General features: G+C 62.1%; 11 protein-coding genes. 7 read left to right on the plus strand and 4 right to left on the minus strand.

Annotation, left to right across the window (positions count from 1 at the left end; genetic code table 11):
• Positions 1-42 precede the first annotated feature (42 nt).
• The 7 genes from BBF93_RS11450 to BBF93_RS11480 all read left to right on the plus strand — a co-directional run bounded on the left by BBF93_RS11450 (position 43) and on the right by BBF93_RS11480 (position 8,022).
• A complete protein-coding gene (locus BBF93_RS11450; RefSeq protein WP_114105983.1) occupies positions 43-1,602 on the plus strand; it encodes a GMC oxidoreductase in 1,560 nt (519 codons plus the stop codon).
• Between the two features lie 198 nt (positions 1,603-1,800).
• Positions 1,801-2,616: a DUF4129 domain-containing protein gene (locus tag BBF93_RS11455; RefSeq protein WP_114105984.1), complete on the plus strand. Its 816-nt coding sequence runs from the start codon at positions 1,801-1,803 to the stop codon at positions 2,614-2,616.
• Positions 2,613-3,833, plus strand: a complete 1,221-nt coding sequence (locus tag BBF93_RS11460) for a DUF4350 domain-containing protein (protein ID WP_114105985.1) — start codon at positions 2,613-2,615, stop codon at positions 3,831-3,833. The genes BBF93_RS11455 and BBF93_RS11460 overlap by 4 nt, the downstream gene beginning before the upstream one ends.
• Positions 3,820-4,776, plus strand: a complete 957-nt coding sequence (locus tag BBF93_RS11465; RefSeq protein WP_035600907.1) for a MoxR family ATPase — start codon at positions 3,820-3,822, stop codon at positions 4,774-4,776. The genes BBF93_RS11460 and BBF93_RS11465 overlap by 14 nt, the downstream gene beginning before the upstream one ends.
• Positions 4,773-6,086: a DUF58 domain-containing protein gene (locus tag BBF93_RS11470; RefSeq protein WP_114105986.1), complete on the plus strand. Its 1,314-nt coding sequence runs from the start codon at positions 4,773-4,775 to the stop codon at positions 6,084-6,086. The genes BBF93_RS11465 and BBF93_RS11470 overlap by 4 nt, the downstream gene beginning before the upstream one ends.
• Complete coding sequence (locus BBF93_RS11475; protein ID WP_114105987.1) at positions 6,083-7,081, plus strand: stage II sporulation protein M; 999 nt, start codon at positions 6,083-6,085, stop codon at positions 7,079-7,081. Before BBF93_RS11470 ends, BBF93_RS11475 begins: the two co-directional genes overlap by 4 nt.
• A complete protein-coding gene (locus tag BBF93_RS11480; RefSeq protein ID WP_233349101.1) occupies positions 7,078-8,022 on the plus strand; it encodes an RDD family protein in 945 nt (314 codons plus the stop codon). The genes BBF93_RS11475 and BBF93_RS11480 overlap by 4 nt, the downstream gene beginning before the upstream one ends.
• Here the strand turns inward: BBF93_RS11480 and BBF93_RS11485 are convergent.
• The 4 genes from BBF93_RS11485 to BBF93_RS11500 form a co-directional block, all read right to left on the minus strand.
• The gene (locus tag BBF93_RS11485) at positions 8,015-9,013 is read right to left on the minus strand and encodes a glycosyltransferase family 2 protein (RefSeq protein ID WP_114105988.1); all 999 of its coding nucleotides are present in this window, start codon (positions 9,011-9,013) and stop codon (positions 8,015-8,017) included. The two genes, BBF93_RS11480 and BBF93_RS11485, sit on opposite strands and share 8 nt — an antisense overlap.
• Positions 9,014-9,061: 48 nt before the next feature.
• Complete coding sequence (gene galE, locus BBF93_RS11490; RefSeq protein WP_114105989.1) at positions 9,062-10,069, minus strand: UDP-glucose 4-epimerase GalE; 1,008 nt, start codon at positions 10,067-10,069, stop codon at positions 9,062-9,064.
• Positions 10,070-10,547: 478 nt separating this feature from the next.
• Positions 10,548-11,828 carry an O-antigen ligase gene (locus BBF93_RS11495; protein WP_162786527.1) on the minus strand — a complete coding sequence of 427 codons (1,281 nt, stop codon included), beginning with the start codon at positions 11,826-11,828 and terminating at the stop codon, positions 10,548-10,550.
• 69 nt (positions 11,829-11,897) lie between these two features.
• Entirely contained in the window at positions 11,898-13,070 is a 1,173-nt protein-coding gene (locus BBF93_RS11500) for a glycosyltransferase family 4 protein (RefSeq protein ID WP_162786528.1), read from the minus strand.
• Between the last annotated feature and the right edge of the window lie 42 nt (positions 13,071-13,112).

Here is a 13,112-nt window from a genome sequence, read left to right on the forward strand (position 1 = left end):
CTGTAATCTCCGCCGGGACGGAGTAATCAGAGTGGGACACTCATGACGGCTAAGTATGACGCAATCGTGGTGGGCGCAGGCGCCGCCGGAGGGCTTGCGGCTGCGCTGCTTTGCGAGCGGGGCCTGTCCGTGCTGTTGCTGGACGCTGGTAGCAAATACCCGTTCTGGAAAAAACCGCTCAGCAAGAGCGTGGCCGCCACCATCGGCAGCGTTTCTGATCCGAGGCTGGCCAGGGTTCTGCCGCCACGCGCGATCAATGCCGCCATGAAGGTGTTGCGAGGCGTCGGCCGCGTGCGCCAGCCGGTTCAGACCGAATGCTTCGCCTGGGTGCAGAAGCCGGATGGATTTGTGGACGACAGGGACCACCCTTACGAGACGCCGCCGGACAAGCCGTTCAACTGGATCAGGTCTCACGGCGTGGGCGGGCGCATGGTCGTGCCGGGGCACGGCCGCCAGTATTATCGCTTCGGCGAAACCGATCTGGGCCCAAAAACGGACAGCCCGAGCCCTTGGCCATTCGGGATCGGCGAGTTGGAGCCATGGTATCAGCAGGTGGAGCGCCGCCTGCACCTGACCGGCGCGCAGGAAGGCATCGGTTACATTCCCGACAGCGTGATTACGCAGGCGATTGCCCCCAGCGCGTCTGAAAACGTGCTGTTTGAAAGTATCCACTCTGTCTGGCCGGAGGCACCGGCCATGCTGAGCCGGTATGCCCCGCCCGTGAATTTCGCCCGGATCGCGGACGAGACTGGCCATCTTGCGCTGCGCACCCATGCACTGGCGCAGCGCGTGCTGGCGGGACCGGATGGGCGCGTCAGCGGTGTGGAATGGCTGGACCCGCTGACGGGCCAGCGGGAAACTGCCGAGGCGCCGCTTGTGTTTCTCTGCGCCTCCTCGCTGGAGTCGACGCGCATCCTGCTGAACTCCAGCACGCCGGAGGGGTCGCTGTCTGATCAACTGCCAGCGCTGGGCGGGTATCTGACCGACCATGTGATGGTGAAGGCTGAAGGCGTGAGCCCCGCATTGCCGATGAGCGCCGAGGTGGAGCCTGGACGCTGCGTGTATCTTCCCCGGTTTGATCTGAGGGCTGGCGGAAATCCGCACGACCGGGGATATGGCGTCCAGTTGTATGCCACCGTGAACGTGACGGGTTCCTGGACCACCGCCGTGGCCTTCGGCGAAAGCGCGCCGTCGCCGGAGAATCGCGTGTCGCTGTCGAAGGTGAAAACCGACAAATGGGGCGCGCCTTTGCTGCGCATCGAGATGCAGTGGGGCGAGCGGGAACGCGCGCTGGCCGCGTCGATGTCCACCGCGCTGACCGAATTGTTCGACACGATTGGCGCCAAGGTGCTGGTGCGGCCGGACCGGGCCGCCCCACCGGGCACGTCTGTGCACGAGTGTGGCGGCGCGCGGCTGGGCAGCGATGCGCAGACTTCCGTTCTGACACCGCACAATGAATGCTGGGCGATGCCGGGGCTGTATGTCACCGATGGTGCCGCCCTGCCCTCGCAGGGCATCCAGAACCCGACCCTCACCATTATGGCGCTGACAGCGCGCGCCTGCGCGCATGCCACCGGCGCGGCGGCTGTGCCTGCCCCCTGATCCGGGGATAGCGGGCAGCCGCCGGAGCCGGATAAGGCGGAATGACCTCAAACCGCCGCCGCAGCGCCCAGAATTGGCCTGTCCGGCGCATTACGCCGCTAACATCAGCCGGGACGGAAACAGACATTGAAGCGGCCGGAAAGCTCTGAAATAGTTGCCGAAAGGACATCCCCGGGATGTCGGCAGGAGGGTGGTTGAGTGGTGTCACTCGTCAGGTCCAGCGCGCTCGCTCTGGCCGCAAGTGTCTTCCTGTTTGTGGGGGCGCCGGCGCTTGCTCAGAACCGCCCCCCCAGCGCTGCGCCGCCAACTGAATACAGCGACGAGGCCGATCCGGAATATTACGATGATTACGGATATGAGACCGACTATAATGGCAGTAGCGTCGGCACCGATGTCAGCGCCGTGGAGAGAGCGCATAGGGCCTATCTGCGCGATGGCGACCTGCAACTTGCCCGCCCGGAACAAGCCGATATCGAGATAGAACCGCGCGAGCCCCCGGGCTGGATACGGGCCATCGGCGAATTTCTCGAGGCCCTTGGGCCGCTGTTCAAACTGATCTTCTGGATTGCCGCTGGCGCTGTCATTCTGGGGCTTCTCTATTTCCTGTTTGGCGAAGCGATCCGGATGCGGCTCGGCTTCACGCGGAAGGAAAAGGTCAAAGCGGTTGACGATGTGCTGACCGACATCCGGCCTGATGCCGATCGCGCGCGCTCCCTGCTGGAGGAGGCCGACGCGCTGGCCCGCGAGGGGCGGTTTGCCGAAGCGGTTCACCTGCTGCTGTTCCGGTCGATCGAGGATGTGCAGGAGCGGCTGGAGGGCGGCGTGCCGACCTCGCTGACAGCGCGGGAAATCGCCGGACTGGGCAGCCTGCCCGACCGCGCGCGCCGGGCGTTGAGGCCGATCATCCAGATTGTGGAGAACAGCTTTTTCGGCGGGCGCGACGTGGATGCCGAAGGCTGGCAGAACGCGCGGCGCAGCTATGAGGACTTTGCCTTCGGCGAGGGCTGGGCATGAGCGGGCAGAACGAGTCTCCCTTCTCGGCCCGCGTGGTGGCGATCCTTGTGGCGATTGCCGTATTTTCTTTCGGCGGAGTCATGGTGATGGCGGGCTGGGCGCCGGAGCTGCGCGACCGGAACCAGGCAGGCGACCATCCTTATTCGACCTCTGCGCTGGGCTATAACGGTTTCGTGCGCCTGATGGAGGCGCAGGGCTATCCGGTCAGCGTCTCCCGCCTGGAACGCAATCTGGAAACACGCGACTGGGGGCTGATGATCGTCACCCTGCCCGCCTATGGCAAGTTCGACGTGATCCAAGAAACGGGCTTTCAGTTGCCGGCACTGGTCGTGCTGCCCAAATGGTATGGCCGGGCGGATCCGCTGAACCCGGCCCGCCAGGCGGACACTCGCTTCATTGATGCCCGCGACCTGAACGACCGCCTGCGGACCATTTACCCGGACGCCGAGATCCTGCGCATTGCCCCTTCTGTTGAAGTTCGGGGCACATTCGAACCGGGCGCTGTTAAACCGGATGTGCGGCTGCAGCTAATCCGGTCGGCGGCGCTGGAAACCGTGGTGGGCACCGCGCAGGGCGCGCTGGTGGCGTATGATCCGGGACGGGGCCTTTATATTCTCAGCGATCCGGACATGATCAGCACATTCGGCCTTGCCCGCGTGGAGAACGCTGTCTTTGCCACGCGGCTGGTGAACCATCTGCGCTCCTCCCAAAACGAGCCGATCCTGATGGACGCAACGCTTCACGGATTTGCCCGATCAGAAAACCTGCTGAAGATGCTGTTCAGCGTGCCCTATATCGGTGCGACGCTGGTGGCGCTGGCGAGCGCGCTGTTGCTTGGCTGGGCGGCGGTTGTGCGCTTTGGTCCGCCCGCACGTGAGGCGCGCGCCATTGCGCTGGGCAAGCAGGCGCTGGCAGACAATACGGCTGGCCTGGTAACCATGGCGCGGCGGGAAATGAAGATGGCACCGGGCTATGCCAGCCTTATCCGTCGACGCCTGGCGCTTGCCCTCGGCCTGCCGCGATCCCTTCCGGAAGCTCAGCTGACGGAAATGTTCGACAGGCTGGGACCCGCTGACAGCGGCGGGAAAACTTTCTCGGAACTCGAACAAGCCCTCACCGGGCAAGCGGCCAACCGGGAAGATCTCGCGCAGAAAGCGCGCGATCTGCACCAGTGGCGCAAGGCAATCATCAGGAGAACAATGCATGAGCGTGGCTGAAATCCGTAATCTGGCGGACCGCATCCGCACCGAAGTGCGAAAGGCCATCATCGGCCAGGATGCGAGCGTGGACCTGCTTCTGGTGGCGCTGTTTTCCTCCGGGCACGTGCTTCTCGAAGGGCCGCCCGGCACGGCCAAGACGCTGCTGGCGCAGTGTTTCTCCCGCGCCATCTCGCTGCAGTTCGGGCGCATCCAGTTCACGCCGGACCTGATGCCGGGCGATGTTCTGGGTACAAACCTCTTCAACTTCCAGACCAACCAGTTCAGCCTGACCAAAGGCCCGATCTTCACGGACATTCTGCTGGCCGACGAGATCAACCGGACGCCGCCGAAAACCCAGGCCGCGCTGCTGGAAGCAATGCAGGAACGCAAGGTGACCATCGATGGGGAAAGCTATCCGCTGAACCCGCGCTTCACAGTGATCGCCACGCAGAACCCCATCGAACAGCAGGGCACCTACCCCCTGCCGGAGGCGCAGCTCGACCGCTTCCTGTTCAAGCACAATCTGGAATATCCGACCCGTGAGGAAGAAATCCGCATCGTGGCCCAGCATGGCACGCGCACGGGCATGAAGACGCCCGCAGCGTTTGACGTTCAGCCGGTGCTGAGCGCGGCGGAGCTGGATGCGGCGGTCAATGCCGTATCCGAAGTGCGTCTCAAGGACGAGATCATCGCCTATATCGTGGATATCGTACGCACGACGCGGGAAACCCCGGCCCTGGAAACCGGCGCCAGCCCGCGCGCCGCTGCCGCCCTGGCGATGGGCGCGCGCGCCCGCGCGGCGCTCGACGGGCGGGACTTTGTTATTCCCGATGACGTGAAAACCCTGGCCCTGCCCGCGCTGCGCCACCGGGTTATCCTGTCGCCTGCCGCAGACATTGAGGGGCGCACTACCGACGAGACGCTGGCGGGCATTATTGAACAGACGGCAGCGCCCCGGTGATCTCGCCCACTCCCCGCGCGGTCTTCCTTATGCTGATGGGCATGCCCTTGCTCATCGCGATTGCGCTGTTTGCGCCAGGCTTGTGGATTCTCTCGGCCGGCTGGATCGCGGGGGTGTGCGGCATTGTGCTGATGGACGGCCTGCTGGCAGCGCAGCTGCGCGCGTTTGAGGTCGAGGCGGACATCCCGCCGCTACTCTATGTCGGCGAAGAAACGCCCCTGCCCCTGCGCTTGCGTTTTGCGAAAGGACCGCTGCCCGCACGCCTTGAGATACAATTGGAAACCAATGAGTTCATTCCCCAGCTTGCGCCGCAGGGCCTGCGCGGGTGGGAAGCGCGCACGCGGCATTATGATGTTGACCTGACGCCTAGCCGGCGCGGCATGGCCCGGATCGTGCGCCTGTGGAGCCGCTGGCGCGGGCCGCTGGGCCTTGTACAGAAGCGGCACGTGCAGGAGATCGGCATTGATGTGCCGGTGACGCCGAATGTGCGCTGGGTGCGCGACGAGGCGATCCGGCTGTTCTCCCGCGATGCGGAGTTCGGCATCAAGACACAGATTGAGCGCGGGGATGGCAGCGAGTTTGACGCCCTGCGCGAGTTTACCGCCGGGATGGATCGCCGCGCGATTGACTGGAAGCACTCGGCCCGCCACCGCCATCTGCTGGCCAAGGAATTCAAGACCGAGCGCAATCACAACATCGTCTTTGCCTTCGATACCGGCCGCCTGATGAGCGAGCCGCTGGGCGGGGTGCCGAAGATTGACCGGGCGGTGACGGCGGGATTGCTGCTGGCCTATGTCTCGCTGCGCTCGGGCGACCGGACGATGTTTTATGGCTTCTCGTCCAAACCCGGCGTGACGAGCGGCTTCCTGACCGGCACCAGCAGTTTTCCCAAGGCGCAGGCGACCGTGGCGGAAATGGACTATTCGGACGAGGAAGCCAACTTCACGCTCGCCCTCACCAATCTTGCCGGAAGGCTGGAGCGGCGCAGCCTGGTGATCATCTTTTCCGACTTCGTCGACACGATCTCTGCCGAGTTGATGCTGGAGAATGTAAAACGGCTGACGGACCGGCATCTTGTGCTGTTCGCAACCTTTGAAGATGAAGCCCTCAGCACCATGGCTGATGCCGCGCCGGAGAAGCCGGAAGACGTGGCGCGCGCCGTGATTGCCGATACGCTGCTTTCGGAGCGCGATCTTGTCTTCCGCCGGCTGCAGCGCATGGGTGTGCAGATCATCGAAAGCCGGCCCGAACATTTCGGCGCGGAACTCGTTTCGCGTTACCTGCAGATCAAGCAGAGGGATATGCTGTGAGCGGCGATCTTCTGAAATCCTACCGTTTCCGCGAAGAGCGCCAGGGCGACTGGCAGAAGCTGGACGTTATCCTGACGCGGGCTGAAAATGGCGGCGTCAAACGCCTCAGCGATGAAGACATGCTGGCGCTGCCCCGGCTTTACAGGCAGGCGGTTTCCTCGCTGTCTGTCGCGCGCTCGATCTCGCTGGACCAGAACGTCATCGCCTATCTGGAGAGCCTGTGTACGCGGGCGTACTTCTTCGTCTATGGCGCGCGCACGACCATTGGCGAGCGGATGATGACCTTCCTGCGCAGGGACTGGCCAGCGGCTGTGCGCGGCGCGGTGTGGCCGACGCTGCTGTCAGCCTTGTTCTTCTTCGGCGGCTGGGGCCTGGCTTTTTTCCTCTGCCTGCAGGATATGGACTGGTACTGGACGTTTCACGGGGCAAGCTTTCTGGAAGGGCGCAATCCGGACGCCACGGTGGAATACCTGCGCAGCACGATCTATACGGACGGTCATGGTGACGGTCAGCTCACGGCCTTTTCCAGTTTCCTTTTCAATAACAATGCTCAGATCGCCCTCTTTGCCTTTGCCCTTGGCTTTGCCTTCGGCATCCCGACAGCCTGGCTGCTGGTTTATAACGGCGTGATGATCGGCTCGATGTATGCCGTGTTCTGGGACAAGGGGCTCGGCTATGAGTTTACCGGCTGGCTGATGATCCACGGGGTGACGGAACTTTTTGCCATCGTGCTGGCGGGCGCAGCCGGATTTGTCATTGGCGGCGCGGTCGCGTTTCCTGGCGGTCAGACACGGCTCGCCTCAGCCCGCGCGGCCGGGCAGAAGGCAGCCACCATCGCCATGGGCTGCGTGGTGATGCTGATCATTGCGGCCCTTCTGGAAGGCTTCGGGCGGCAACTCATCAATTCAGATCTGGTCCGCTATGCCATTGCAGCCGGAACGGGCCTGCTGTGGATGCTATATTTCTACATGCCGCGCCGGGAGCGGCACGGATGACGCAGACAGCCGCCCCCAGGACGCAGCGCCCTGGCGTCAGCCTCGAGGCCGCCACACAGCGGCGCGCGCGCATGGCCGAAGAGATGCGCCAGTCAAAACTGATCCGCCGCCTGATAACGCCGGAGGGCGCAGCCATTCGGCTGAAGCTCGCCACTGCGGGCGAGCGGGCGGGCGCTTTCCTGATTGATGTGGCGATCCAGTGGGTGATCGTGATCGCGACACTTTTCGGATTAAGCGCACTGATCGGCGCCTTGACGCCGGGCAGCGCGAATATCGCCTTTGCCTTCTGGCTTGTGTTCTTTTTCTTTGTCCGGAACTTCTATTATATTTTCTTCGAGATCGGCCAGCGCGCCGCCACGCCCGGCAAGCGCGCCCTGGGCCTCCGGGTGGCGGCACGCGACGGGGGACGGCTGACGGCAAATTCCGTTCTGGCGCGGAATTTCATCCGGGAAATCGAAGTCGGCCTGCCCTTCCAGTTTGCGATGATGGGCGGCGATGGGGCGAGCGGGTGGATGGCGCTACTGGGCTTGGCTTGGTCCGGCGTGTTCCTGCTGTTTCCGATTTTCAACAAGGACAAGATGCGCGTAGGCGATCTGATCGCCGGAACCTGGGTGATCCGCTCACCGAAGACCAAGCTGATGCATGACATCACGTCCGCCGCCAAAGCCGCCGACGCCAGCGCTCGTTTCAATTTCACCGTGGCGCAAGCCGATGCCTATGGCATTCATGAGCTGCATGTTCTCGAAGATGTGCTGCGCCAGTCCACGCCGGAGATCAAACATCAGGTGGCCGAGCGTATCCGCGCCAAGATCGGCTGGACGAAACAGACCGGCGAAACCGATCTGGCTTTCCTTGAGGCCTATTATGGCGCGCTGCGGCGGCGGCTGGAGCAACGTATGCTGCTTGGCGAAAGAAAGGCCGACAAATTCGACGTCAGGTAAGGCCAAGCCCTGCCGACTCGCGGGCCGGTTTGCGGGGCAGTTCTGGAATTTCGGGAAGAATAGGCAGCCGCAGGAGGTGTTTCACCATGCGCAGCATCACTTTGCCGGACACTGCCGGCGGCTGCATCAGGGCGCGCAGCATCAGCGCGGGGCTCTTGGTTCTCACGCCATCGATCATCGTGCGCCAGGCATAGTCGGTGGCCGTCTGGTGAAGATGCTCGCCAATCGCGGCGCGCTCCTCTGCTGAAAGGCCAGGGGTTTTCAGGAAGGCCCGGTCCGCCTGAACCATCTTCTCGATTGCAGCAGTAGGGTACGCCTTAGAAAGCGAGTCCGGCATGCTGACCGCGATGTACCCACACGGATCAATCACCTCCCAGCGCGCGCCAAGTGTCAGCGAGCGGGCATAGAACTCATAATCTTCCGCCAGACGCATATCTTCACGGAAGAACAGATCTTTTTCGCGCAGGAACGCTACCCGCATCAGCGGCTTAAGATAACCGATCTCGCGGCGCGGGCCGGCATACTTTGCCATATTCTCCCGAACAAAGCGCGCAAGCCCCATAGGGGCAGATCCAAACAGCTCGTCCTTCCAGACGCGGACCCCATCGGCGGGGGACTGGCCGGGTTCCACACGGATCACATCGTCAGCGACGAAATCCAGCCCCTTCCCCTCGCCATGCTCCACCAGGCGCCTCAGCCGGTCGGAAAGCAGGTAGTCATCCGCATCAAGATTGGCGACCCAGGGCGTCTCGACGAGACGCAGGGCCGCGTTTCGCGCTGCCGAAGGCCCGCCATTCTGAGGCTGGCGTATAGCTGTCAGGCGCGGCTCGTTCGCCGCGATCGCCTGCAACAGCGCAAAGCTGTTATCCTTCGAACAATCATCCACGACAATCACCCGCGTGGGGATCGTTTGGCCGAGCGCGCTGCGCACGGCCTTCTCGATGAAGGCTTCCCCATTATAGCACGGAATGATGACCGTGACCTTTTCCATGATGACGCCCCCTCAGCCTACGAACATTTCAAATGTCATCGCGCTCTTTCAACCCTGGACCTTTTCCGGGGTCTGGATTGTCCAGTCCTTCTGGTGCCAAGCGAGGGCTGAAGTAATGATGTTGTCCAGGTCAGAACGGGTTGCCTTCCAGCCAAGCACACCCTGCGCCTTGTCCGGCGCCGCGACGAGGCGAACAGCGTCTCCGGGCCGGCGGGGGCCAATCTTGCGCGGAAGGTGGCGGCCGGTGGCGCGCTCAACTGCGCCCACGATTTCCGCCACGCTCGTACCCTGGCCGGTACCCAGATTGAACGCGTCAGAGGGGGCACCCGCCTTCAGTGTCTGCAGGGCAAGAAGGTGGGCCTCGGCCAGATCCTCGACATGGATATAGTCCCGCAGCGCCGTGCCATCCGGCGTGTCGAAATCCGTGCCATTGATGGTGAAGGCATAATCAGGATCGTAGGCGCCCTTGAGCGCCAAGGGAATGAGATGCGTTTCGCAGGCATGGCGCTCGCCGATCAGGGCATCCCGGTCTGCGCCAGCAGCATTGAAGTAACGCAGGCAGACAGACCTTATCCCATGGGCGTGATCGAAAGCGGCGAGCATCTGCTCGACCATCAGCTTTGACATTCCATAGGGATTGATGGGGTTTCGCGGATGATCTTCAGCGAGATAATCCGTCTGCGCATGACCGAAGATGGCGCAGGTCGAAGAGAAGATGATCGACTGCGTGCCGTGGCGCTTCATTGCCTCAAGCAGGTTGAGCGTCGCCAGGGTATTGTTGCGGAAGTATTTGCCCGGATCGGTGACCGACTCGCCCACCAGAGATGAAGCCGCAAAATGGGCCACTGCATCCGGCTTCACCGTGTTGAACGCCGCCTCGATGTCGGCCGGATTGTTGAGGTCGCCCTCAATCAGCCCGCCCCAACGTACCATATCCCGCCAGCCGGTAGATAGATTGTCGAAAACGGTAACGTCCCAGCCCGCTTCGGCAAAGGCCCGACAGCAATGGCTACCCACATAGCCCGCTCCACCCAAAACCAGCACTTTTCCCGGCATTCCTGGCCCCTTTAGTTCCATAGACTGTCCCGCCGCATGACAGCGGGACCTCCACATGCCAGAGATATGCAAGAACCCAACCGCGTTTCAGGACGCCAAACGCCCGCGCGGATCAACCAAACAGAAGGACAAAAGCCCAGATAATCGCGCCCCAAAGACCAGCGCTCAGACCAATAATGGTCAGCAGTCGCAACCATACCGGCAGCTTTTCACCGCTAAATTCGTTCATGAGAGAACGATCACTCTCGAGTGCTCCCGTAACGGGGTCTGAAAAGGCGCCTGATTTCATCGGCATCACTTGGCTCGAACGCGACATAACTTCAGTTAGAACAGCGAAGACTTAACACTGGTTTAAAGTCACCAGATCTTATCGCTGTATTATGAGAAATTATCGTTAAATTCTGGCATCATTCGGGCACATGGCCCTGAGGGCCCACCTCAGGCCGCCAGAATTGACAAGGATGTCTGCATTGTAATGTTACGAAGCCGGAACAATCCGCGCGCGGCCTTCCAGCTTGGGGGCGTGAAGCTTAAACGGCACAATGCCCGCAAGCGACTGCAGAAGGACCGGAGTAGTGAACATGCCCCACAGCAGCGACTCCGTGAAGGTCATGGTCAGGTTCACGGCAATCAGCAGGACCAGCGCTGAGTTGACCAGCGAGCCATCCTGGAACCAGAGGTACAGCAATCTCAGCGACGTCCAGCCGAGGAAAAAGAGGAACAGCGCCAGCCCCACATAGCCGAGGTGAACCCGCACTTCCCAATAGGCATTATGGAAGGTCAGCTTGGTCCCGAAAGCCTTGAAATCATTCTCGTTGAGCGTCTGGGCGGCGCCGGAATCGTAATACCAGAACCCCTCAAGGCCGAGCCCGAACCAGGGCTTTTCCTCTGCTGCCAGGCGCGCGCCTTCCCACAGGGCGGTGCGGCCGGTCAGCGTGGCGTCCTTGCCGACGATGTCCAGAAACCGCTCCACAAACGTGTTCTGGGGCATGTTGAACACCGCCAGCGCCCCAACCAGCACCACCACCAGCGCAAACAGGATGACGAGCATCGAAAGGCCACGCACCTTGGTAGCCGGCGCCCAGAAGAATTTGATAGCGATCAGCCCTGCGCCCCCGAGGACTGCAAAAACCAGCGAAGTTGCCGAATCTGCCATGAAAATGAAGAGCAGGCACGTCGGCACGAATGGCAGCGCGAGAAGGCGCAGGAACAGCGGCTCTTTCTCGTTCAGTACCGTGATGAGACTGAGCAGCATGCAGAACAGCATGTGGACAGCAAAGTAGTTCTTGCTGGCATACGGGCCCCCGCCCGCGAAAGTGCCCCAGAAGGGAATGGAGGCTATGGTCGTCGCCATGCCGGCAAACATGATGATCCGCAATATCTGCTGGGGTGTCAGATGGACCGCGATAACGACGGCAACAAAAGCAGACAGGAAAAACAGCACGCCCTGGCGAAACGCCTCTGCCGGGTAAGGCGCCCAGCCCACAGATGCGAGGCCGAGGATTGCCAGCGTAAACAGCGGCCAACACCTGACCAAAAGCGGCACGATCCGCTTGTAGTCGTAGGCCGCGATTGCCAGAAAGCCGAGGATGCAAAGGTACCGCAAAGGCGAGAACGCTTCGATCGGCAGATAGATGATGAACATCCAAAGACAGACAAAGGCCTGTTCCCAGCGCCCTGCCCCTTTGTCCACCGAGTAGACGTTTACATACGCAGGCTGCACCGTTGCGCTGGTCCGGGGGGTAGCGTAGTCAGACACAGGATACCTCCGCGAGGGCGTCCCTCGAGCGCCCGGCTGCAGTCTCCATACAGGGAAAAGCTGGAGAGATCATGAAGCCACTTTCGGTTTCACGGCCGTTTCGATGAGCTGCCGCAGGAAACCGTGCGGCTGAACAAACGTCTCCTCGGGCAACCCGGCAAGGGCATTGCTGCAGGCAGTGATCCGGGGCGCGTCGTGAAGAAGATCTTCGATCAGGCCCGGCAGGGTCGTTTCGAGCGGTTCATCCAGCACAAAACCGCACTCATGCCGGACAACCCAGCGGCCGGTTTCCGTCTCTGCGGGCGCGATGGGCGGCACGCAGTAATATCCGCCTTCATAGATACGGTTGGGCAGCAACCAGGTAGAGTTCAGGCCTGCCTCCATGAAATCGCCGGACCAGACCACATCCAGCGCGGAATAGATGCCGGGCAGGTCTTCCGGCGACTTGTATCGTCCGTAAAAGGACATGTTCGGTCTTGCAGCAATCTTCGCTTCAAAGTCCGGTATCTCTGTCAGCGCAGGTACGCCGTGAAGCCTCACCTCCACCTGATCGTCGAAACGGTCTGCAATCTGGCACAAGAGGTCGAGCGAGCGGCGGCACCGAAGGTTCCCGACCCAGCCGAGACGAAGCTGGCCGGGGGGCTTTGCTTTGGTTGCAGAAACCCGCGCGCCATAATTGGCGTGGCCCGAAAGCCGGTTCTCGATGAGATAAGCCTCGAACTTGCCCGGATAATAGCGCTCGAAATGCTGGGTGAGATAGGCCGGCGAGGAGACGACCAGCGCGGCCGAGCGCTTGAGCAGCCAGCCCTCAAGGGCGCGCAGCCCCTTCCCGATCACATCCTGCCGGCAGAGCAGCCGATGAATATCAAGGCACTCGTAGATGACTGGTGTGCCAAGCTTCGCATGGCGCTTTGCCAGGAAGGCGCAGGCCAGCATGTCGAGGTTACGGGCGTAGATCACATCGGCAGAGCGCAACTTGTCGCCAGAGGCGGCGGCAATCCGCGCGCCCCGAAAAACCTGGCGGATACGCTGAAGAAAGGCGCCATCCCGCGTCTGGCCGAGATCCACATTGTCCCATTCCTGCGCCAAAGGCTCACGCCGGCGCATCATGAAGCCCGTGACCTGGAAACCGTCGTCCTGGAAACCGCGCGCGCGCCGGCGCACGGCCGCGTCCGCCACATCATGGCCGAAGAAGGCAATGCGCGTCATGTCCGTTCCCTGCCGTGCAGGTTGATAGAGCATGTGCGTCCCCTGCTCCTTGTCACCTGTGCCCGAACCCGCGGC

This window comes from Hyphomonas sp. CACIAM 19H1, from assembly GCF_003325995.1.
In the GTDB taxonomy this organism is placed as follows: Bacteria; Pseudomonadota; Alphaproteobacteria; order Caulobacterales; family Hyphomonadaceae; genus Hyphomonas; species Hyphomonas polymorpha.